Source organism: Dactylosporangium sp. NPDC000521 (genome assembly GCF_042898305.1).
GTDB lineage: Bacteria > Actinomycetota > Actinomycetes > Mycobacteriales > Micromonosporaceae > Dactylosporangium.
Genome location: NZ_JBIAYW010000014.1, coordinates 200,895 through 222,078, shown reverse-complemented (window position 1 = coordinate 222,078; position 21,184 = coordinate 200,895). Strand labels below are relative to the sequence as shown.

Annotated in this window: 21 protein-coding genes and 2 pseudogenes; 6 read left to right on the top strand and 17 right to left on the bottom strand. The window is 73.1% G+C overall.

Translation table 11 applies throughout. The features are described 5' to 3' along the window. Positions 1 to 36: 36 nt before the first annotated feature. Entirely contained in the window at positions 37 to 855 is an 819-nt protein-coding gene (locus tag ACFY3L_RS37415) for a hypothetical protein (protein WP_389335371.1), read from the bottom strand. 149 nt (positions 856 to 1,004) lie between these two features. Between ACFY3L_RS37415 and ACFY3L_RS37410 the strand changes: the two genes are divergently transcribed. The 3 genes and pseudogenes from ACFY3L_RS37410 to ACFY3L_RS37400 all read left to right on the top strand — a co-directional run bounded on the left by ACFY3L_RS37410 (position 1,005) and on the right by ACFY3L_RS37400 (position 4,054). Continuing rightward, the gene (locus ACFY3L_RS37410) at positions 1,005 to 1,238 is read left to right on the top strand and encodes a DUF2795 domain-containing protein (protein ID WP_389335369.1); all 234 of its coding nucleotides are present in this window, start codon (positions 1,005 to 1,007) and stop codon (positions 1,236 to 1,238) included. A gap of 88 nt (positions 1,239 to 1,326) precedes the next feature. Then, positions 1,327 to 1,869, top strand: a pseudogene (locus ACFY3L_RS37405) (BTAD domain-containing putative transcriptional regulator); the annotation flags it as partial. Between the two features lie 28 nt (positions 1,870 to 1,897). After that, on the top strand, positions 1,898 to 4,054 hold the full coding sequence (locus ACFY3L_RS37400; RefSeq protein ID WP_389335366.1) for a BTAD domain-containing putative transcriptional regulator: 2,157 nt from the start codon (positions 1,898 to 1,900) through the stop codon (positions 4,052 to 4,054). Here ACFY3L_RS37400 and ACFY3L_RS37395 read toward each other — a convergent pair. Next, positions 4,010 to 5,641, bottom strand: coding sequence for a RecQ family ATP-dependent DNA helicase (locus ACFY3L_RS37395; RefSeq protein ID WP_389335363.1), 1,632 nt, complete (start codon positions 5,639 to 5,641; stop codon positions 4,010 to 4,012). The two genes, ACFY3L_RS37400 and ACFY3L_RS37395, sit on opposite strands and share 45 nt — an antisense overlap. Before the next feature lie 29 nt (positions 5,642 to 5,670). Between ACFY3L_RS37395 and ACFY3L_RS37390 the strand changes: the two genes are divergently transcribed. Together ACFY3L_RS37390 and ACFY3L_RS37385 are read left to right on the top strand one after the other, a co-directional pair. Next, a complete protein-coding gene (locus tag ACFY3L_RS37390; RefSeq protein ID WP_389335360.1) occupies positions 5,671 to 6,756 on the top strand; it encodes an S-(hydroxymethyl)mycothiol dehydrogenase in 1,086 nt (361 codons plus the stop codon). Positions 6,757 to 6,896: 140 nt separating this feature from the next. Beyond that, a complete protein-coding gene (locus ACFY3L_RS37385; protein ID WP_389335357.1) occupies positions 6,897 to 7,484 on the top strand; it encodes a PadR family transcriptional regulator in 588 nt (195 codons plus the stop codon). A 323-nt stretch (positions 7,485 to 7,807) separates the two neighbouring features. Here ACFY3L_RS37385 and ACFY3L_RS37380 read toward each other — a convergent pair whose 3' ends face one another. From ACFY3L_RS37380 to ACFY3L_RS37355, 6 genes are read right to left on the bottom strand one after another with little or no spacing between them, the layout of a single operon-like run. Beyond that, complete coding sequence (locus ACFY3L_RS37380) at positions 7,808 to 8,692, bottom strand: DMT family transporter (RefSeq protein ID WP_389335354.1); 885 nt, start codon at positions 8,690 to 8,692, stop codon at positions 7,808 to 7,810. Positions 8,693 to 8,702: 10 nt separating this feature from the next. Continuing rightward, positions 8,703 to 9,539: an AraC family transcriptional regulator gene (locus ACFY3L_RS37375; RefSeq protein WP_389335351.1), complete on the bottom strand. Its 837-nt coding sequence runs from the start codon at positions 9,537 to 9,539 to the stop codon at positions 8,703 to 8,705. Beyond that, positions 9,536 to 10,279: an energy-coupling factor ABC transporter ATP-binding protein gene (locus tag ACFY3L_RS37370; RefSeq protein WP_389335348.1), complete on the bottom strand. Its 744-nt coding sequence runs from the start codon at positions 10,277 to 10,279 to the stop codon at positions 9,536 to 9,538. The genes ACFY3L_RS37375 and ACFY3L_RS37370 overlap by 4 nt, the downstream gene beginning before the upstream one ends. Beyond that, positions 10,276 to 11,040, bottom strand: a complete 765-nt coding sequence (gene cbiQ, locus ACFY3L_RS37365; protein WP_389335345.1) for a cobalt ECF transporter T component CbiQ — start codon at positions 11,038 to 11,040, stop codon at positions 10,276 to 10,278. The genes ACFY3L_RS37370 and cbiQ overlap by 4 nt, the downstream gene beginning before the upstream one ends. Position 11,041: 1 nt before the next feature. Continuing rightward, entirely contained in the window at positions 11,042 to 11,407 is a 366-nt protein-coding gene (locus ACFY3L_RS37360; RefSeq protein ID WP_389335342.1) for a PDGLE domain-containing protein, read from the bottom strand. Beyond that, positions 11,404 to 12,105: an energy-coupling factor ABC transporter permease gene (locus ACFY3L_RS37355; RefSeq protein WP_389335486.1), complete on the bottom strand. Its 702-nt coding sequence runs from the start codon at positions 12,103 to 12,105 to the stop codon at positions 11,404 to 11,406. Before ACFY3L_RS37355 ends, ACFY3L_RS37360 begins: the two co-directional genes overlap by 4 nt. 145 nt (positions 12,106 to 12,250) lie before the next feature. Here ACFY3L_RS37355 and ACFY3L_RS37350 point away from each other — a divergent pair, with 145 nt between their 5' ends. Next, a complete protein-coding gene (locus ACFY3L_RS37350) occupies positions 12,251 to 12,430 on the top strand; it encodes a hypothetical protein (RefSeq protein ID WP_389335490.1) in 180 nt (59 codons plus the stop codon). On the opposite strand, the pseudogene ACFY3L_RS37345 reads toward ACFY3L_RS37350, so the two are convergent. The 9 genes and pseudogenes from ACFY3L_RS37345 to ACFY3L_RS37305 form a co-directional block, all read right to left on the bottom strand. Then, positions 12,391 to 12,513: pseudogene (locus ACFY3L_RS37345) on the bottom strand (diguanylate cyclase domain-containing protein); the annotation flags it as partial. The gene ACFY3L_RS37350 and the pseudogene ACFY3L_RS37345 sit on opposite strands and share 40 nt — an antisense overlap. Positions 12,514 to 12,561: 48 nt before the next feature. Further along, positions 12,562 to 13,248 (bottom strand): ABC transporter ATP-binding protein, encoded by a 687-nt coding sequence (locus ACFY3L_RS37340; protein ID WP_389335339.1) that lies wholly within the window; start codon positions 13,246 to 13,248, stop codon positions 12,562 to 12,564. Further along, the gene (locus ACFY3L_RS37335) at positions 13,245 to 13,976 is read right to left on the bottom strand and encodes an ABC transporter ATP-binding protein (RefSeq protein WP_389335336.1); all 732 of its coding nucleotides are present in this window, start codon (positions 13,974 to 13,976) and stop codon (positions 13,245 to 13,247) included. Before ACFY3L_RS37335 ends, ACFY3L_RS37340 begins: the two co-directional genes overlap by 4 nt. Further along, positions 13,969 to 14,934 (bottom strand): branched-chain amino acid ABC transporter permease, encoded by a 966-nt coding sequence (locus tag ACFY3L_RS37330; protein ID WP_389335333.1) that lies wholly within the window; start codon positions 14,932 to 14,934, stop codon positions 13,969 to 13,971. The genes ACFY3L_RS37335 and ACFY3L_RS37330 overlap by 8 nt, the downstream gene beginning before the upstream one ends. After that, positions 14,931 to 15,806, bottom strand: a complete 876-nt coding sequence (locus ACFY3L_RS37325; RefSeq protein ID WP_389335330.1) for a branched-chain amino acid ABC transporter permease — start codon at positions 15,804 to 15,806, stop codon at positions 14,931 to 14,933. The genes ACFY3L_RS37330 and ACFY3L_RS37325 overlap by 4 nt, the downstream gene beginning before the upstream one ends. 5 nt (positions 15,807 to 15,811) lie before the next feature. Continuing rightward, a complete protein-coding gene (locus tag ACFY3L_RS37320; RefSeq protein ID WP_389335327.1) occupies positions 15,812 to 16,996 on the bottom strand; it encodes an ABC transporter substrate-binding protein in 1,185 nt (394 codons plus the stop codon). Between the two features lie 93 nt (positions 16,997 to 17,089). Next, positions 17,090 to 17,665 (bottom strand): ATP/GTP-binding protein, encoded by a 576-nt coding sequence (locus ACFY3L_RS37315; RefSeq protein WP_389335324.1) that lies wholly within the window; start codon positions 17,663 to 17,665, stop codon positions 17,090 to 17,092. Then, the gene (locus tag ACFY3L_RS37310) at positions 17,662 to 18,057 is read right to left on the bottom strand and encodes a roadblock/LC7 domain-containing protein (RefSeq protein WP_389335322.1); all 396 of its coding nucleotides are present in this window, start codon (positions 18,055 to 18,057) and stop codon (positions 17,662 to 17,664) included. Before ACFY3L_RS37310 ends, ACFY3L_RS37315 begins: the two co-directional genes overlap by 4 nt. Positions 18,058 to 18,115: 58 nt before the next feature. Continuing rightward, on the bottom strand, positions 18,116 to 20,704 hold the full coding sequence (locus ACFY3L_RS37305; RefSeq protein WP_389335319.1) for a nitrate- and nitrite sensing domain-containing protein: 2,589 nt from the start codon (positions 20,702 to 20,704) through the stop codon (positions 18,116 to 18,118). Positions 20,705 to 21,184: the final 480 nt, after the last annotated feature.

Sequence of the window (21,184 nt, the reverse complement as noted above, 5' to 3'; positions counted from 1 at the left end):
CCCCGGGTCCTCCTCAGGTGTGACCACCGGCGGCAATCACCAGTCCTTGATCCAGGTGACCTTGGTGTCGAGCCAGTCGTTGAGGCGGGCGACCTGGTCGACGTCGGTGTCGAGCCAGCTGACCTGCCCGGTGATGGCCAGGATCGCGAAGACGACGGCGGTGCCGCTGAACAGCACGCCGAGGGTGCCGAGGCCCCGGCCGGCGACGTGGCGGCGGGCGCCGGCGATGATGCCGCCGAAGGACAGCAGCAGGCCGAGCGCGCCGAGCGGCAGCGCCCACACGGCCAGCAGGCCGGTGAGGGCGGTCGCGACCGCGACGACACCGGCGATGAGGCCGAGCGTCGACAGCATGCTCGCGCGGGCCGGGCGGCCCGGCTCGGCGACGACCTCCGGGTCGGTGACGGGCTCCCGGTCGGTGACGATCGCGCGGTCCGTGACGGGTTCGCGGTCGATGACCGGCTTCATGGTCGTCGTGTGCGCCTCCCGGCGGTCGGCGATGCCGTCCCGGTCGGTGTCGGCGTCACCGGGAAGCGGGCCGGCGGCGGGGATGCGGTGGGTGCGGTCCGAGGTGCGCAGCCGCTTCGACTCGACGCGGTCGTCGATGCCGTCACGGTCCAGGTCGACGGTGGCGCCGGCCTTCGCGTCGGGCGTGCGGTCGGCGACCCCGTCGTGGTCGCGATCGACCGTGCGGTAGAGGGTGCCGCCCTCGACGCGGTCGTCCACCCCGTCATGGTCCCGGTCGACCTTGCGGTCGGCGGCGCCGGCCTTCTGGTCGAGGGTGCGGTCGTCGACCCCGTCATGGTCCCGGTCGACCTGGGCGTTGCGCCCGCCGAACAGCTGCCCGATGCGTGCCACGCGTGTTCACCTCCTGTGAAGCGCCCGGCCGCAGGCCCGGGGGTGGGAGTGCGGCGAATCGGGCGGATGTCGATGCGGTACCCAGCGGCGTCTCACCTCAATCGAGTGTCGTTCGTTTGGTGGAGGTATGTCCGGGTATAACCGGGTACATGGATCCTGACCTCACCCATGACGAGATCGAAGCCCGCAGCCGGCTCGGCCGGTTCATCCCCATGGCGAGCCTGCCCGGCGACCGCGACGACCTGATCGCCGGCGCCACGGACCTCAACGCGCCCGACGACATCCTCACCGCGCTGGAACGGCTGCCGGAGGACGAGTTGTTCGAGACGGTGAGCGAGATCTGGGCCGCCCTCGGCCACCGCAACGAGGACGCCCACCACTGACAGCGGTACTGACAGCGGTACTGACGGAGATCCAGCAGGCCGGGACACCGGTGTACGACCCGGCCTCGACCCGCTACCGTCCCGCTGCGTGGAGTGCTCCGTGCTGGGCCCGGTCGAGGTGGTGGCCGGCGGAAGGCCCGTCGACCTCGGCGGCTCCCGCCAGCAGCTGATCGTGGCGGGGCTGCTGTTCAACTCGGGCCGGGTGGTCGCGGTGCCGGACCTGGTGGAGCTGGTGTGGGACGACGCTCCGCCGGTGACCGTCCGCAACCAGCTGCAGACCGTGGTGTACCGCATCCGCCGCCTCCTCGGCGCCGACGGCGAGGCCCTGCGGACCGACCCGGCCGGCTACCGGATCACACTGCCGGAGGACCGGCTCGACCTGTCCCGCTTCCGGGCCGCGCTGCGCCAGGCCCGCGCCGAACCGGACCCGGAGGCCGCGGCCGGGCTGTACCGCACCGCGCTCGACGAGTGGCGTGGCACCCCGTTCGCCGGCCTGCCCGGCTCGGTGATCGCCAGATGGCGGAACTCGCTCATCGAGCTGCGCTGGGCCGCGACCGAGGAGTGGACGGAGACCCTGCTGGCCCTGCGCCGGCACCGCGAGGTGGTCGAGCACGCGGCGCCGCTCATCGCCGGCAACCCGCTGCGCGAGCGCCTCGCCGGTGCCGTCATGGCCGCCCTGCACCGCGACGGGCCGCCAGGCCGAGGCGCTGCACCTCTACCGGCGCACCGTCGAGGCCCTGCGCGACGAGCTCGGCGTCGACCCCGGCCAGCAGCTGCGCGACCTGCACATGGAGGTGCTCCGCGGCACCGCGGAGAAGCCGCCGCAGAGACCGGGGGCCAGCGCCCTGCCCCGGACGGTCGGCCTGCTCCTCGCCCAGCTCGGCGAGGCACCGCAGCGCATCCCCGGCGACCTGCCGGGCAGGCAGAGCCTGTGGCGGCAGGCCCTCGCCGGCCGCAGGTCCGTCGTGGTGCTGGACAACGCCGCCGGCGCCGAGCAGGTGCGGCCGCTGCTCCCCCCGGCCGACGCGCCGTGCGTGGTGCTCGTGACCAGCCGGACCAGGATCGGGCCGGTCGACGACGCGTTCCTGCTGACGCTGGAGCCCCTGCCCGTCGGCGACGCGGTGGCGGTGCTGCGTGACGCGGTGGGCGAGCGGGTGGATGCGGAGCCGGAGGCGGCGGTCACGGTGGTGGAGCTGTGCGGGCGGCTGCCGCTGGCGGTGCGGCTGATCGCGCACCGGTTGCAGCACCGGCCGCGGTGGAGTGTGGCGGCGATGGTGGAGCGGTTGCGGGCCGCGGATCCGCCGCCGATCGCGGTGTCGGCGGAGGGCCACAGTGTGGCGGCGGCGTTCGACGTGTCGTATCGGCAGTTGAGCGGGGCCGAGCAGCGGTGCTTCCGGCTGCTCGGGCTGCATCCGGCGGGCGAGTTCGAGGCGTGGCCCGCGGCCGCGCTCGCCGACGTGCCGGTCGGGCGGGCCCGGGAGCTGCTGGACCGGCTGGTGGAGGTGCACCTGCTGGAGGAGGACCAGCCCGGCCGGTCCCGGCTGCACGACCTGCTGCGCGAGTTCGCCGCCACCCTGGTGACCGAGGAGGAACGGGCGACCGCGACCACCCGGCTGCTCGACTACTACCTGCACACGGTCGCCGCCGTGAACCGCCCACTGGAGCTGATCCAGGCGATCGCACCGGACGTGCGGCCGGACGCGTTCCAGCGGTCCTTCTCCGACGAGCACGAGCGCCTGCTCTGGCTGCGGGCGGCCTGGCCCGCCGTCGTCGCCCTCGCCGACGAGGCGCACCGCGCCGGCGCGCACCGGCACGCGGTCATGCTGCACCGGGTGCTGTGGCGGTTCGCCAACAACGAGGGGCGTGCCGAGATCGCCGAGCGGCTCGGCCGGCAGGCCATCGCGTCCGCGTCCGCGCTCGGCGACGACGGGCTGATCGCGCTCGCCAGCAACTGGCACGCCGGCACGACGATGCGGCTGGGGCGCGGCACGGAGAGCATCAGGCACCTGGAGCGGGCCGCGGTGCACTACACCGCGGCCGGCATGCCGCAAGAGGTCAACCGGGTCCAGGTCAACCTCGGCATCGTGTGCCGCGCCGCCGGATGGCTCGCCGAGGGCATGGAGCACCTGCGCACGTTCCGCGAGCTGAACAAGGAGCACGCCAGCACGCCGCTGGCCCTCTTCGAGACCGGCGCGACCGAGCTCCTGCTGGGGCGGCCCGGCCAGGCCCGCGTGACGTTGCGCGACGCGGCGCTGCACATGCACCGCATCGGCGCGACCATGCAGCTCGACACGCTGTGCAACGAGTTCGCCGGGGCGCACCTCGCGCTCGGCCACCCGCGGCTGGCGCTGCTGCTGTTCACCCGCGGCCATCGGATGAACCGGGAGGCCGGCAGCCGGGCCGGGATCGTCGAGGCGTTGTGCGGGATGGGCCGCACGCACGCGGTGCTCGGCGACCTCGACGCGGCACTGCGCTGCCATCACGAGGCATCCGAGCAGGTCCGCGACCTGACGCCGTTCTTCGAGGCCAGCGCCCGCAACGACCTCGGCACCACGCTGACCCTGCTCGGGCGTACCGGCGACGCGATCGCCGCGCACGAGCTGGCGCTGCGCCTCGCCGAGCGGACCGAACGACGCTACGAGCAGGCCCGCGCGCACGCCGGGATCGCCGACGCGCTGCGGCGCGAGGGGCGGGACGACACGGCCGAGCGGGCCGCGGCGCGGGCGCTGTTCGAGGCGTGCGGCCTGGACGCCGCGGCGGTGGCGCGCGCGTCAGAGCCGGCGCAGCAGCTTGTTCTCCTCAACGACCGGCACTGACAACGTCTTGTAGCCGACCTCGTCGAACAGGACGGTCATGTGCTCGCCGGCGTAGGACATGACGACGCCCTTGCCCCACTCGCCGTGGCGGACCTCGCTGTGGACCGGGAACGGCACGTCGGCCGCGGCGGCGAGCCCTGCCTGCGCGCTGCCGTCGAGGCAGTTGTCGCAGTGGCCGCAGGTGCCGTCGAGGTGCTCGCCGAAGTACGCCAGGAGGGTCCGGCCACGGCACAGCTCCGTCTCGGCGAAGGTGCGCATCATGTCCAGGCGCGACCGCGACAGCGTCTGCTGCCGCTCGGCCTGCGCCTCGGCGAGCTCCGCCGCCTTCGCGGGCGTCGGCGCCCACCGGGGTGCCTTGACCTTGCTGCCGTGCAGCAGCTGCGCGCCGCCGACCTCCTCCAGGAGGCTCAGCAGCTGCCCGAGCTTGCGCGCGCCGAGGCCGGTGCGCTCCTCCAGCTCGTCGCGGGTGATCGCCTCGGGCGCGACGGAGCGCAGCAGCGCCGCGAGGGAGCTGACCTCCTCGCGGTCGACGGAGACGTTCGTGAAGAACTTCCGCAGCCCGGTGTCCTCGGTGCGGTGCAGCAGCAGCACGTGCGCCGGCTGCCCGTCGCGCCCGGCCCGGCCGATCTCCTGCAGGTAGGAGTCTGGTGAGTCCGGCAGCGCGATGTGGTTCACCCAGCGGATGTTGGGCTTGTCGATGCCCATGCCGAACGCGGTCGTCGCCACCATGATCTCGACCTCGTCGGCGAGGAACGCCTCGTGCGCGCGCTCGCGGTCGCCGGCGCTCATGCCGCCGTGGTACGCGACGGCCGGCATGCCCTCCTCGACGAGCCGCTCGGCGAGCTCCTCGGTGGCGCGGCGGGTCGGCGCGTAGATGATCCCGGGCGGCGTGGACTCCTTCAACCGGGCGAGCAGCCGCTTGTACCGGGTCTGCTCGTCGGGGCAGTGCACCGACTCCAGGAACAGGTTGGGCCGGTCGAGGCCCGTCACGACGATCTCCGGGTCGCGCATCCCGAGCCGCTCGACGATGTCCTCGCGGACCGGCGGCGAGGCGGTCGCGGTGAGCGCGACGATCGGCGGGCGGCCCAGCTCGCGGATGAACTGCCCGAGCTGCAGGTAGTCGGGGCGGAAGTCGTGGCCCCACGCGGAGACGCAGTGTGCCTCGTCGACGGCGACGAGGCTCGGCTTCAGCGCCTTGATCTGCGCGACGCGGGCCGGGTCGGCGAACTGTTCGGGGGTCAGGAACACGAACTCGGCGTCACCGGCACGCAGCGCCTCCAGGGCCTCCTCGCGCTCGGCCCTGCCCTCGGCCGAGGACAGCCGCACCGCCTGCAGCGACTCGTGGTTGCGGGCGGTCAGCGACGCGATCTGGTCCTGCTGCAGCGCCAGCAGCGGCGAGATGACGATCGTCGGGCCGGGCAGCAGCGGCGCCGGCACCTGATAGATGGCGGACTTGCCGGCGCCCGTCGGCAGCACCGCCAGGGCGTCGCGCCCCTCCATCAGCGCCTGCATGGCCTGCACCTGCTCGTCGCGCAGGTGGTCCCAGCCGAAGCGTTCCTTCGCGATGCGCCGCAGGTCGTCCGTCATCTTTGGATTCCTCTGGTAGGACGGGAGGTATGCCTATCGAAACACAGGGCGTCGTCGCCCTCGGCAAGGGACAGCCCGTCAGCCTCGAAACCGTCATCGTCCCCGACCCGGGCCCCGGCGAGGCGGTGGTGGAGGTGCAGGCGTGCGGGGTCTGCCACACCGACCTGCACTACCGCGAGGGCGGCATCGGCGACGACTTCCCGTACCTGCTCGGCCACGAGGCCGCCGGGATCGTCTCCGCGGTCGGCCCGGACGTCACCGACGTCGCGCCCGGCGACTTCGTCGTGCTCAACTGGCGGGCCGTCTGCGGGCAGTGCCGGGCCTGCCTGCGCGGGCGCCCCTGGTACTGCTTCAACACCCACAACGCGAAACAGAAGATGACCCTCGCCGACGGCACGCCGCTGTCGCCGGCCCTCGGGATCGGCGCCTTCCTCAAGTACACCCTGGTCGCCGCAGGCCAGTGCACGAAGGTCGACCCCCGCGCGTCGGCGAGCGTCGCCGGGCTGCTCGGCTGCGGCGTGATGGCCGGCATCGGCGCCGCGATCAACACCGGCAACGTGGGCCGCGGCGACTCGGTCGCGGTGTTCGGCTGCGGCGGGGTCGGCGACGCGGCGATCGCCGGCGCGGTCCTCGCCGGCGCGCGCACGATCATCGGCATCGACGTGGACGTGCGCAAGCTCGCCTGGGCGCAGGAGTTCGGGGCGACGCACGTCGTCAACTCGTGCGAGACGGACCCGGTCGAGGCGGTGCGGGCGCTGACCGGCGGGTTCGGCGCGGACGTCGTCATCGAGGCGGTGGGGTCGCCGCAGGTGTACGAGCAGGCCTTCAACGCCCGTGACCTGGCCGGCACGGTGGTGCTCGTCGGCGTGCCGCGCCCCGACATGCAGCTGACCCTGCCGTTCCTGGAGGTCTTCGGCCGGGGCGGCGCGCTGAAGTCCAGCTGGTACGGCGACTGCCTGCCCTCGCGGGACTTCCCGATGCTCGTCGACCTGTACCTGCAGGGGCGGCTCCCCCTCGACAAGTTCGTCAGCGCGACCGGCGGCCTGGAGGACGTGGAGGCGGCGTTCCACGAGATGGAGGCGGGCACGGTCCTGCGGACGGTGATCGTGCTGTAACGCTCTTTTCGGGACGTATCGGTCGAGCCCTTGTTGGCGATAGGTTCCCGATATATCGTCGAACTATCAACGACAGTCGGCAACAGGTCGGCGACCGTTCGACGATTGGAAAAACGATCATGCGATCACGACACGGAGCGATGCTCTTCGACGCAGGCGCCTGGCACCGTGGCTTCGGCGGCTTCATCCCGCCTTTCCCTCCCGGTGGACCGGGCGGGCCGGGCGGGCGCGGCTGGGGCCACGGGCACGGACGGGGCGCCGGGCGGGGCGGCTGGGGCGGCAAGGGCACGGGCCGGGGCGGACGCCCCAACGTGCGCCTCGCCGTCCTGGCGCTGCTGCACGAGCGCCCCATGCACGGCTACGAGATGATCCAGGAGCTGGAGAGCCGCACCGGCGGCATCTGGCGGCCGAGCCCCGGCTCGATCTACCCGACGCTGCAGCTGCTGGAGGACGAGGGCCTCATCACGGCCGAGGAGCAGGGCGGGCGCAAGCGCTTCGTCCTGACCGACACCGGCCGCCCCGAGGCCGAGGCCGCCGCGCAGAACGCGCCGTGGCAGGAGTACGGCGACGAGAACGTCTCCCAGGCACAGGAGTTCCGCGACGCCGCGGTCGGCATCATGGACGCCCTCCGGCAGGTCGGCTTCAACGGCACCGCCGAGCAGCGCAGCCAGGCCCTCGAGGTCCTGACCGAGACGCGCCGCAAGCTGTACGCCATCCTCGCCGACTGATGCCGGCGCGCCGGACGCCGGACGCCGCACCCCGCGATCCACCCGCCGATGCGGCGGGTGGATCGCCACGTTTCGGCCTGGCTCCGCCCGCGGGGTGCCGCCTGGCGGGGCTGGCTCCGCCCGCGGGGTGCCGCCTGGCGGGGCTGGCTCCGCCCGCGGGGTGCCGCCTGGCCGGGTCTGCAGGTCGGGTGCTGCCGGGCCGTTCACAAGCACGATACCCCCGCCGGAGAAATCGATCTTCCGCCTGGAGCATCGACCGGCGGCGGCGTTACCCTCCGTAGTCTAAGCTGCCCGAGCGCTCGGCACGGCGGGCGAGCGCGGGGTCAGACAGCGGCCGGTTCGTGCTCCTCGGCAGGTTTTTCGGAGATCTTTTTGCGGGTGGCGAGAAACGAGCCCGCGAGAATCAGCACGAACGCGCCGACGGTCAGCGGGGTGATCTCCTCGTGCAGGACGACGGCGCCGAGGACGACCGCGACGGCGGGGTTGACGAAGGTGATGACCGTGGCGCGGACGCCGCCGACCTCGGCGACGAGGGCGAAGAACAGCACGAACGCGAGCGCGGTGCAGACGACGGCCAGGGCCGCGGCGGCGAGCGCCGGGCGGAGGGTCACCGTGCGGGCCAGGGACGGCAGGCCGGGGGCGACGAACGGGGCGAAGAGCAGCGCGCCGGCGGCCAGGGACACGGCGGACACGCCGTAGCGGGGCACGTCGGAGAGCCAGCGTTCGATGATCAGCGGGCCGGACGCGTAGCAGATCACGACGCCGAGGAGCTCCAGGAGCGGGACGGGGCCGGCGGCGGTGCCGTGGAAGCCGACCAGCAGGCCGACGCCGGCGAGGCCGGTGACCAGGCCCGCGATCCGGGTGCCGGAGAGGCGTTCGCGGGCGATGAGGGCGGCGGCCAGGGGTACACCGGCGATGACGAGACCGGTGAAGGCGCTGTCGACCTGTTGCTCGGCGTGGGACAGCAGCAGCCAGGGGATGCCGATCTCGACGACGGTGTAGGCGAGCAGCGGCAGCCACGGGCGCAGCGAGGCGCGGACCTCCTTGCGGAGCAGGGCGATCGGCAGCAGCAGGAGCGCGCCGATGGCGGTGCGGACGAAGACCAGCTCGGCGGGGCCGATGTCGCGGACGGCGACCTTGATCAGCAGGTACGGGACGCCCCAGACGACGGACATGGCGATGAAGAGCAACCATCCACGACGACTCATGCCGACAGCATCACGCGGTGGTGCGGACGGGGTCTTGAACGGAGTTGCGGAACGCGGCCGGGGTGACGCCCGTCACGCGCTTGAACCAGCGGGTGAGGTGGGCCTGGTCGGCGAAGCCGACGCTGCTGGCGACCTGGGCGGGGGTGAGGCCGGCGGCGAGGAGGTGCCGGGCGCGGCAGACGCGTTCGAGGACGAGCCAGGCGTGCGGCGGGAAGCCGGTCGCGGCGCGGAAGACGCGCAGCATGTGGAACGGGGAGAGTTCGACGCCGTCGGCGAGCTCGCGGAGATTGGGGGCGCAGCGGAGGTCGGCCATGAGCCGGTCGCGGATCTCGGTGACCTTCCGCTCCGCTGCGGTGTCCCGGACGGACAGCGCCGGCATTCCGGACGGGGCGTGCGAGCCGTGCCTGTGGACCACCGCCGCGAAGGCCCAGGTGAGCTTCGAGTGGGCCGCGAAGGCGTCGGCGCCGGAGGTCAGCTCCTCGTGGGCCGAGCGGATCAGGTGCACGGTCCGCGGGTCGTGCACCACCGCGTCGGCGAAGTGTGACGGTGCCGCGACGCCTTCGAAGAGCAGGTCGGCGGGCGGGTAGAAGACCCGGTAGGCCCAGCCGGAGGGGTCGGCGGCCTGGCCGTCGTGCGGCTCGCCGGGCTCCAGGATCGCCAGGCTGCCCACGCCCGCGCGGTGCAGGGAGCCCCGGTAGTGGAACTGCTCGGCTCCGCAGACGACGACGCCGATGGCGAAGGTCGAGTGGCTGTGCCGGGTGAAGGCGTGCCGCCGGTAGTCGGCGGTGAGCAGGTCCACCTGGAACCGGCCGTCGTCCACCCGGGTCCAGGTGGCCGAGTCGGTCACGCGGTCACCGTGTAGCCGAACGGCAGCTCCAGCCTGTGCCGCTCGAGCAGGTCGGCGTCGGCGAGCAGGTCCCGGGTCGGGCCGTCGGCGGCGATCCGGCCGTCGTCGAGGATGACGGAGCGCGGGCAGAGCTCCAGCGCGTACGGCAGGTCGTGGGTCACCATCAGCAGCGTGACGGGCAGGGACCGCAGGATGGCGGCGAGCTCCCGGCGTGACGCGGGGTCGAGGTTGGAGGAGGGCTCGTCGAGCACAAGGATCTCCGGCCGCATCGCGAGGACGGTGGCGACGGCGACCCGGCGGCGCTGCCCGAAGGACAGGTGGTGGGGGGCGCGGTCGCGGACGAAGGCCATGCCGACCGCTTCGAGGGCCTCGTCGACGCGGGCGGTCAGCTCGGCGCCGCGCAGGCCGAGGTTGGCCGGGCCGAAGGCGACGTCCTCGGCGACGGTCGGCATGAAGAGCTGGTCGTCGGGGTCCTGGAAGACGATCCCGACGCGGCGGCGGACCTCCTTCAGCCCGGCCCGGTCGCGCGGATCGACGGCCAGGCCGCCGACCTCGACGCCGCCGGCGGTCGCCGCGTGGATGCCGTTGAGGTGCAGCACGAGCGTGGTCTTGCCGGCGCCGTTGGGGCCCAGCAGGGCGACCCGCTCCCCCTGCGGCACGGTGAGGTCGACGCCGCGCAGCGCCACGTGTCCGTCGGGGTATGCGAAGTGCAGGTCGGTCACCCGCAGGGATGGCGTCACCCGAGCAACGCTACCGTCGCGATCGCACCGGCGACGACGGGCACCGTGGCGGCCGCGGCCCACTGCCGGGCGGTCGCGCCGCCGCCGGCGAGCGCCAGGGGGATGCGCCCCTCGTACCCTCGGGAGATCATCGCCAGGTAGACGCGTTCGCCCCGCTCGAAGGCGCGCAGGAAGAGCGCGCCGATGCCGGTGGCGAAGCCCTTGATCTGCCACAGGAAGCGCGGGTCGTAGCCGCGGGAGCGCTGCGCGACCCGCATCCGGCGGCCTTCGCCGGCCAGGACGTCGAGGTAGCGCAGCATGAAGGTGGCGATGGCGGTGATCATCGCCGGGCAGCGCAGCCGGTCGAGGCCGAGCAGCAGGTCGCGTGGGGTGGTGGTGCCGGCGAGCAGCAGCGACGAGAGCACGCCGAGGGTGCCTTTGGCGATGATGTTCCACATGCCGTAGACCCCGTCGACGGACAGGCTCATGCCGAGCCAGTGCACCCGCTCGCCGTGGCCGAGGAAGGGCAGCGCGAACGCGAACAGGATGAACGGCAGCTCGATGAGGGAGCGCAGGGCGAGCCAGCGCAGGCGGATCCGGGCGGTGAACGCGACCGCGACGATGACGGCGAGGTAGCCGCCGAACGCCCACAGCGCCTCCCGCGGCGTCGCGACGACGGCCACGGTGAACAGGACGCTGGCGGTGATCTTCACCTCTGGCGCCAGGTCGTGTACGGGTGACCGCCGGTCCACGAACAGCGCGTGGCTGTGCCCCGCCCCCATGTCAGCCCGCCTGCGACGATCGCCGGGCCGACTGCGAGCGGCCGGCGCGCAGGAGCCAGAAGACGCCGCCGCCGAGAGCGAACGTGGCGGCGACCCCGATCACCCCGGACAGGCCGGTGGAGAGGAAGTCGTTGCCGACGCCGCGCAGCCCGTACCCGGCGAGGGGGCTGTCCTTGGTCTGGTTGTCGGTCTCGCCCTGGGCCATGCAGGTGCCGCCGGTGATGGTGTCGTCGGCGTCGAACGTGCAGCCGTCGCGGGCGACGGAGTCGAGGCCGTCGGGGTGACCGGAGGCGTAGTTGCTGACCACGCCCGCGAGCAGCAGCGCGGCGACGAGTCCGGTGAGGATGAACCAGGTCGACTTCTTCATGCCGCCACCGCCTGGCGGACGGCCGGGCGCCGCAGGTTGCGGACCGCGTAGACGAGGTCGGGCCGGACCTTCGCCACGTACGTGACGGTGAGCGCGGTGATGACGCCCTCGCCGAGCCCGATCAGCAGGTGTGTGCCGGCCATGGCGGCGGCGATCGCGCCGAGGGACTTCCCGACGTCGGTGGCGCCGCCGAGGGCGTACTGCAGGACGAAGCCCTGCGAGGCGACCGTCACCGACACGACGCTGGCGATCACGGCGGTCGCGGTCAGTGTCCAGGTGCGCCGGGGCAGCACCCGCAGCAGGGTGGCGACGACCAGGTAGCCGGCGGCGGTGCCGAGCAGTGCCATGTTGGTGATGTTGAGCCCGAGCGCGGTGACGCCGCCGTCGCTGAAGATCAGCGCCTGCACGACGAGGACGATCGTGACGCAGATCGCGCCGAGGTAGGGCCCGACCAGGATCGCGGCGAGGGTGCCGCCGAGCAGGTGGCCGCTGACCCCGGGAAGCACCTGGAAGTTGAGCATCTGCACGGCGAAGATGAACGCCGCGACCAGGCCCGCCATGGGCACGAGCCGGTCGTCGAGCTCGCGCCGGCCCTGGATGAAGCACAGGGTGAGCCCGGCGAGGGCGACGACGGCGAACAGCACCGCGATCTGGTTGTCGATGATCCCGTTGGAGATGTGCATGGCTACCGCAGGCATGCCATGCAGCCTATTGCCGACTCGATGTTGTTGCCAAGAGTTTGCAACAACGCCCGCGCGAACCTCAGGCGAGAATCCTGGTGTTCCTGGTCGTCGGGGTGGCGTCCGCCAGGTGAACACGGTTCCTGCCGTTGTGTTTCGCGTGGTGAAGGGCCTCGTCGGCGCGCCCGACGACCTCGTCCGCGGCCTCCACACCGTCCCACCGGACCAGCCCGGCGGAGAACGACTGGCCGTGCGGGTCACCTCGCGCAGCCGGTCCAGGATCCGCGCCGCCTCCGGTGGGGCGGCGCCGGCGAGGAGCACGCCGAACTCCTCGCCGCCGTAGCGGGCCCGGGTGTCGCCGGGGCGCGGCAGCGGCCGCCAGGCAGCCGACGCCTCCTCCAGCAGCCGGTCGCCGGCAGGTGCCACCAGGTCACCGGCGGCGTCACGCCGCTGGGCCCGGGCGTCCCCGGCGGCCTACCGGGACACGGAGACTCCCGCCGCCCCTTCGGTGTCGCCCTCGTCGCGCTCCGTGACGGCCCGCAGTGTGCCGTTCTCCAGGTGTACGAGGTGTCCGGTGACCGCCCGGGCGTGCTCGGGCTGCTGCTCGACCAGCAGGACGGTGAGCCCGGTGCGGGTCAGCTCGGCGACGACGGCCCGTACCCGAGCGGCGAGGTCGACGGCGAGCCCTTCGCACGGCTCGTCGAGCAGCAGCAGCCGCGGCTGGGTCAGCAGCGCCCGGGCGATCGCGAGCATCTGCGCCTCGCCGCCGGAGAGCTGGTTGCCCTTGTTCGTGAGGCGCTCGCCGAGCCGCGGCAGCAGGTCCAGGACGCGTTGCCGGGTCCACTCCCCCTTGCGGCGCGACAGCGTCAGGTGCTCGGCGACGGTGAGGCTGGCGAACACCCTGCGGCCCTGCGGCACCAGCGCGACGCCCGACCTGGCGATCGCGTGCGCCGGCCGGCGGGCCAGCTCGGTGCCGCCCAGCCGGACGCTGCCGGAGCGGGCCTTGACCAGGCCGGCGATGGTGTGCACGAGGGTGGTCTTGCCGGCGCCGTTCATCCCGAGCACCGCCAGGGCCGCGCCCTCCGGCACGACCAGGTCGACGCCGTGCAGGACGGTGCCGCCGCCGTACCCCGCGTGCAGTCCCTCGATGGTCAGCGTCATGGGGCCACTCCGGCGTAGGCGGCCGCCACCTCTGGTGAGGAGCGGGTCTCCGGGACGGTGCCGGTGTGCACGTGGCGGCCGGAGTGCAGCACCGTGATGCGGTCGGCGAAGCCGTAGACCAGGTCGAGATGGTGCTCGACCAGCAGGATCGCGACGGTGAGCGGCAGCGACGCCAGCAGCGACGCGAGGACCTCGACCTCCGGCGGGGCGAGACCGGCGGCGGGCTCGTCGAGCAGCAGCAGGCGCGGCTCCCCCGCCAGGGCCATCGCCAGCTCCAGCTGCCGGCGCTGCCCGTGCGACAGCGCGCCCGCGAGCGTCTGGTCCACGCCGGTCAGCCCGACGCCGGCGAGCAGGTCCCGGGCGTGCTCGCGGGCCCTGGCGCGGCGGCCGGCACGCAGCCGTCCCCACGGCCGGCGGGCGGCGACGAGCACGTTGTCCAGCGCCGGCAGGCTCGCCCAGACGGCCGGGTGCTGGTGGGTGCGGCCGATGCCGAGCCGGGCCCGGCCGGCCGGGCCGAGCCGGGTGACGTCGCGGCCGTCGAAGCGGATGCGGCCCGCCGTCGGGCGCAGCGACCCGGCCACCAGGTTGAGCAGGGTGGACTTGCCGGCGCCGTTCGGGCCGATCAGCCCGACCCGGTCGCCCGGCGCCATCCGCAGGTCGACCCCGTCCAGCACGGCGAGGTCGCCGTACCGGCGGCCGAGCCCCGCCACCTCCAGCACGTCATTCATGCGCCGACCGCTTTCCCAGCAACCCCCGGGGCAGGAGGTACACGCAGATGATGAACAGCCCGCCCAGCACCAGCGGCGCGTGGCCGGGCAGCGGCCCGGAGACCCAGTCGCGGGCGGCGACCACCAGGCCCGTGCCGAGCAGCGCGCCGATGAGCGAGGTGGCGCCGCCGATGACGACCGCGAGCAGGACGAGCGCGGAGACGTCGAAGCCGCCGTCGCCGGGCGAGACGTAGCGCTCGACGGTGACCAGCAGCGCGCCCGCGGAGCCGGCGAGGGCACCCGCGACCACGTAGGCGACGGTGAGGTACCCGGCGACGGGGTGCCCGCTGGCCCGCATCCGCTGCTCGCCGTCGCGGGCGGCCCGCAGCATCGCGCCGGCCGGCGAGCGCAGCACCAGCAGCACCGCGCCGACCAGCACCGCGACGACGGTGAGGACGTAGAGGTACGTGGCCCGGTCGGTGCTCAGCGTGACCAGCCCCGGCAGCGGCGCCGGGGACGCGAACGCGAGCATGCCGTCGGTGCCGTTCGTGACCGACTTCCACCGTCCGGCGACGGTCGAGGTGAGCTCGCCGAGCGCCAGGGTGATCATGAGCACGACGACGCCCCGCGCGTAGACCACCAGTGGCGCGGTGACCAGCGCGAACAGCGCACCGGCGGCGGCCGCCGCGAGCAGCTGCACGACGCCGATCGCCACGTCGTGCCGGACCAGGGTCGCGGCCGTGTAGGCCCCGACGAGGTACGGCGCGGTCTGCCCGAGGGTCGGCAGGCCCGCGACGCCGGTGAGCAGCGCGACGCTGACGGCGAGCAGCCCGATGACGAGGATCCGGGTGAGGGTCTTGGTGGCGTAGTCGTCCAGCACCCATGCCAGCGGCAGGAGCACCGCGATCAGCGCCGGGAACCCCAGCGGCGCGAGCCGCCGCACCGAGGCCGGCGGCGCGAGGCGCTTGAGCGCGGTCATGAGGCGGTCCGCCCGGCGGACAGCAGGCCACGGGCCCGGGCCGACAGTACGACGGCCATCGCACCGAACAGCAGGAACGGGGCGTAGTCCCGGGTCGTCTCCGAGGTCACCCCGATGGTCTGGATCTCGCCGACCGCGATCGCGGCGACGAACGCGCCGCCGATCGAGCCCATGCCGCCGAGCACCACCACGACCAGGGACAGCATCAGGACCAGGTCCGCGGTGCGCGGTCCGGGGCCGATGATCGGGGCGCCGAGCGCGCCGGCGAGCCCGGCGAGGGCACCACCCGCGGCGAGGATGCCGGTGCGCACCATGAACGGGTTGACGCCGAGCGTGGCGACCATGTCACGGTCGTCGACGGTGGCACGGACCAGGCTGCCGGCGCGGGTGCGGGCGACGACGACGTAGAGCGTCACCGCGATCAGCGCGGCGACGACGATGAAGGCGAGCCGGTAGCCGGGGTAGGAGTGCCCGGCGATGGTCACCGCCCGGTCGAGGCTCGCGGGGATCCGCACCGGCAGCTCGTCGGGGCCGAACCAGCCGACGAGCAGGTCGCCGGCGACGAGCGCGACGCCGAACGTGAGCAGCGCCTGGGCGAGGTGGCCCCGCCCCGCGAGCGGCACGAGCAGCGCCGACAGGACGGCGCCGCCGGCCGCCGCGGTCACGGCGCCGATGAGCACCGCGGCCGCGAGCGAGACCCACGAGCCGTCGCTGACCTTCGCCGCCGCGTAGGCGCCGAAGGCGAACAGCGTGCCGTGCGCCAGGTTGAGTACGTCACCGACGCCGAAGGCGAGGGTGAGCCCGGCGGCGACGACGAAGAGCAGCAGGCCGTAGGCCACGCCGTCGACCGCCGGGATCAGGTACGCGTCCAACTCGGTCAGGCACCGACCGTCGCGAGGTCCTGCACCATGACGTTGGCGAGGGCCCGGCCGTCGTTGCGGACCTGCCGCAGGTACCACTTCTGGATCGGCGAGTGGTTCTTCGGGCCGAACTGCCAGTTGCCGCGCGGCGACGCGATCTGGCCGAGCTTCGCGACGGCGGCGTTGATCGACTCGGGGGTCGGGTTGTCGCCGGCCGCGGCGATCGCGCGGTCCAGGACGGCGGCCGCGTCGTAGGACGCCATCGCGTACTCGGTCGGGGTCACGTCCGGGTGCTTCTGCTTCCAGGCGGCGACGAACTTGCGGTTCTCCTCGTTGTCGAGGTCCGGCGAGTAGTTGCAGACGTTGAGGATGTTCCGCGCCGCGTCGCCCTGCGCCTGCAGCACCGAGCCCTCGGTGAGGAAGCCCGCGGCGTACAGCGGGATGTCCTTCGCGTCGGACTGCGCGTACTGCTTCACGAAGTCGATCGCGGCCTTGCCGGCGTAGAACGTGTAGACGGCCTTGGCGCCGCTCTGCTTGATCTGCGACAGGTACGGCAGGAAGTTCGTGGTCGCCGGGAACGGCGTCCACGTCGCCTTGCCGTTGACCAGCTGGCCGCCGATCTTCGTGAACTCGGTGGTGAAGCCGCCGACCTGGTCGAAGCCGCCCTGGTACTCCGGCCCGATCGCGAAGACCGGCCCGTTGACCTTGTCCTTGATGTACTGCGCGATGGCCTGGCCCGCGTCGGTGGACATGAAGCTGGTCGTCCACACGCCGCTGAGGTCCTTGAGCTCCGGCCGGCCGTTGGAGCCGATCAGCGGGATCTTCGCCTCGGCGAGCAGCGGCGCGACGGCCGCGACCGAGCCACCGCCGACGATGCCGGTCATCGCGACGACCTTCTCGTCCTTGATGAGCTTCGTCGCGGCGGGCACGGCGGTGGGGGCGCCGTCGCCCTCGTCGGCGATCTTCAGGTCGATCGGGTGGCCGCCGAGCTTGTTGTCGTGCGTCGACAGGTACAGCTCGAAGCCGCTCTTCAGGTCGGTGCCGACCGCCTGGTAGGTGCCCGTGAGGGAACCGAGGAAGCCGATCTTCAGGGTGGAGGCGGCGGCGCCGCTGCTGGACTTGGTGTCACCGTCGGCGCAACCGGCGGCTGCGACCAGCAGCCCGGCGGCGAGCACCGCACTGACCAGCGATCGTCGTTGCATGGTTCTCCTATGTGTTCTGCGTTCGCGGTTGTTCGCGGATCTCGTGCTCGCGATGGGGTTCGCGGTGTGTTCTCGCGGTGGGGTCCGCGGGGGTCAGCGGCGGGCGCCGGTGCGCTGCGCGAGGGCGTGCTCGGTGACGGCGACCAGGATCTCCTTGGCCGACGTGCGGGAGCGGACGTCGGCGTTGATCATGGGCACGCCCGGGTTGACCGCGAGGGCGTCGCGGACGTCCTCGAGGTGGTAGCGGGCGGCGCCCTCGAAGTGGTTCACCGCGATGACGTACGGCAGCCGCCGGTTGTCGAAGTAGTCGATGGCACCGAAGCAGTCGGCGAGGCGTCGCGTGTCGGCGATGACCACGGCGCCGATCGCGCCCCGGCACAGCTCGTCCCACATGAACCAGAACCGCTTCTGCCCGGGCGTGCCGAACAGGTAGAGCACCAGGTCCTGGTAGAGCGTGATCCGGCCGAAGTCCATGGCGACGGTGGTGCTGCCCTTGTCCGGCACGAGGGTCGAGTCGTCGTGACCGAGGCTGGCCGCGGTCATCACCGCCTCGGTCGTCACCGGCGGGATCTCCGAGATGGCCCCGACGAGGGTCGTCTTGCCGGCGCCGAACCCGCCCGCGATGATGATCTTGACAGCGGTGGGCCGCCCGCGCCCCGGCGTGGTCATGCCGGCGCTCCGCGCACCGTCGGGGCCAGCGCGTCACCGATCCGGTTGGCAAGCTCGGTCATCTCGTAGGACACCTTGCCGACGTCGGCGTGCGGCGAGGCGAGCACCAGCAGCGACGCGCCGTCTGTGAACGCCATGGTGAACATGAAGCCGCCGTCGAGCTGGGTCACGTTGGAGATGACGTTGCCCGCCTCGAAGAACCGCGCCGCGCCGGCGAGCAGCGCGACGAGACCACTGCCGGTGGCCGCCAGCTGGTCGGCCCGGTCGCGCGGCAGCGCGCGGGTGTGCGCCAGGACCAGCCCGTCGGTGGAGATCGCCAGCGCGTGGCTGACGTCGGGGGTGCGGCTCGCAAAATTGTCCAGCAGCCAACCGAGATTACTCGGGTCGGTCACAGAAGTGGTCCTCTCTTGCCGTTCATGGTGCGTCAGGAGCCTTGGGGTTCCGTCGGGTTCAGGAGCTGCCCGGCCGGCGGCCGGCCACACCGCGGGCGTAGGCGGACATCGCGGCGGCGACCTTGGAGGGGTCCCGGCGCGGTGCGGTGGAGCGGTCCCCCTGTGACGGCGCGGCCGCGCCGGGCACCAGATGCCGCTGCGGCGCGCGGACCGGCAGGCCGGACGCGGTGACGCTGCTGACCTCCGGCGTCGCCGCCTGCTGGGCGGCGCGCCAGCCGACGTCGGCGCTGGACTCCCAGTTCGCGGGCTCCTCGGGCGTGGCGTACGCCTCCGGGGTGGCGAGCTCGGCGGGCGTCTCGGTGCGGAACCAGCCGTTGACCGACTGGAAGATCGGCAGCTCGATCGAGTCGTCGGCGTCGGCGAGGATCGAGGGCATGTCGGGCTCGGGCAGCGGTGGCCACGCTCCCGGGCCGGGCGGCATCGGCTGCGGCTGCCGCTGCGGCTGCGGCTGCGGCTGCGGCGCGCGGTACTCCTGCACGGGCGCGTAGTCCTGGACGGGCGTGTACTCCTGCACCGGCGCGTAGTCCTGCGTGGGCGTGGCGACCCGGTACTCCTGCGTGGGCACGTCGAACAGGCTCGGCGGCGCGGTCCGCGGCGCGGGCGTGAACAGCTCCGCGGCGACCGGGCCGGGCACGGGGCCACCCCCGTTGCCACCGTTGCCGTTGCCGCCGTTGCTCTGGGCGTACCCGGCGGGCAGGGTCGCGGTGACGGCGGTCGCGAGCTGCGGCTGCCGCTCCGAGGCCATGATCGGGCGGAACACGTCCTTGGGGATGACCACCTCGGCGAGCGTGCCGGTGTGCTGGCCCGGCCGCAGCTGCACCTGGATCTGGTACCGCGCGGCGATGTGCCCGACCACGGTGAGACCCATGGCGCGGACCGCGGCGATGTCGATCGCCGGCGGCTGGGCGAGCAGGTCGTTGAGCTGCTGCCGGCGCGACGGCGCCAGTCCCACGCCCTCGTCGACGATCTGCAGAATGACCCGGTCGCCGAGGGCCCGGCCGGTGACCCACACCTCCGACTCCGGCGGCGAGTAGCCGGTGGCGTTGTCGAGCAGCTCCGCGAGCAGGTGCACGATCTCGTCGACCGCCTCGGCGACGACCGCGACGTCGTCGTCGACGCTGCCGAACCGGACCCTGGTGTAGTGCTCGATCTGCGAGATCGCGGCCTGCAGGACCTTGCCCATCGGAGCGTCCTCGCGGCGGACGCGGGCGGCGCCGGAGCCGCCCAGGACGAGCAGGCTCAGGTTGATCCGGGCCATCCGGGTGGCGAGGTGGTCCAGCTGGTACAGCTGCTGGAGCCGGTCCGGGTCGGTCTCGTCGCGCTCGACCCGGTCGACCTGGGCGAGCACCGCGTCGACCAGTCGCTGCTCGCGGCGGGACAGGTGGACGAAGATCTCCGCGACGTTGGAGCGCATGACGGCCTGCTCACCGGCGATGCGGACCGCCTCGCGGTGGACGGCGCGGAAGGCCTGCGCCACGTCGGCGACCTCGTCCGCGCCGCCGACGACGAGCTTCGCCGAGGCCCGGTCCGCGACCTCGTCCGGGTCGACCGTGCCGGGCGCCGCGGCGCGCAGCTCCGCGACGACCGCGGGCAGCTGCTCGTAGGCGACCTCGCGGGCCGAGTCGTGCAGGGCGCGCAGGCGGCGGGTGATCCGCCGGGCCACGACACCGGTCAGGATGATCGCGATGAGCAGCACCAGGGCGACGCCGGCGATCTGGAAGCCGGCCTGGGTCATCTGCTCGTCGCGGAGCTCGCTGACCTTCTTCTCGATCGCGCCGTCGACCTTCTGCTGGACCCCGAACAGCAGGCCGGACCAGCCGGACATCGCGTTGATCCAGCCGCCCGTGTCCAGGCTGAACCGCTCACCGGGCCGGGCGCGGTTGACCTGGTCCTGCAGCCGCTGCGCGGCGATGACCTGCTCGCCGGTGCTGGCCTGCTCGTACCAGCTGCGCCACTCGGCCGGGGCGAGGTCGTTGAACTGCACCGTCGCCTCGATGAAGCTCGTCCGGGTGGCGGTGATCTCCTGCTGCAGCGCGGGGGTCAGCTCGGTCGCCGCGACGGCGCGCAGCACGGCCGCCTGCTGCTGGCCGAGGGCCTCCGCGGCGCGCGACAGGGCGGCGGCGGCGCGGATCTGGTCGGCGAGCTCCGTCGGGGCGCCGGAGCGGGCCACCGACTCCCGGTAGGACAGCAGGTCGGCGATGAGGATGCGGTAGCTGAACGCGATGCCGGACACCGACGCGCGGGCGTCCTTGCGGACCTGCTCGCGCAGCTGCGCCAGGCCCTCGAGGTTCGAGTCGACGCGGCGGACCACGTCGGGCACGTCGCTGAGGCCGGCACGGCTCTCCCGGTACGCCGTGACGTTGTCGTCGGTGATCATCACCTGCGACGAGTACGCCTCCAGCTGCGCCGGATTCGGGTTGAGCAGCACGTTGACGGCCGCGGCCCGCTCGCGCTGCAGCGCGTGGGCCAGGCCGCCGGAGTTGGAGGCCAGCGCGGAGAGGTCCTGCAGCTGCCGGCTGCGGTTCACCTGCTGGACGGTGGTCACCAGGGCGATGCCGGCGAACACGACGACGGCGACGAGTGGCACGCCCACGATGAGGCGAAGCTGGTCGATGATGCGCCGGCCGGGCCGCTCGCGCCGTCCGGCCCGCTGGTCGCGCTCAGGCGCGGCCGGGGCGGCGGCGTGACGGGTCGGCCGGCGATCGGGACTCGGCCGAGCGTCGCGCTCCTGTCTTGGGACGGGCAGCGACGACGTGCTCTGGCTTTGGGTCACGAAGAGTCCCCGCAAGCATCCGAGATTGACAATACGGGTCAGTCCTGACAAGCAGGCGCATGACGTTGAGCACAATCACAGCTCGGCCGATCCGTGTCAATACCGATGTCCCACGAGCGCCGCCGAACGCCTCGTTTTTCCTCATCCGTTGGGTTGGCGTACACGAACCCATACGGACCCTAACGGCTGCCCCGGGCCAACTTTCGCTGGCCGGGGGACGCTCGGCGCAACGGCGACGTTTCCAGGTTTTTACGGGGCAGAAATATTCACCGAACGCATTGTCGACAGCACAAT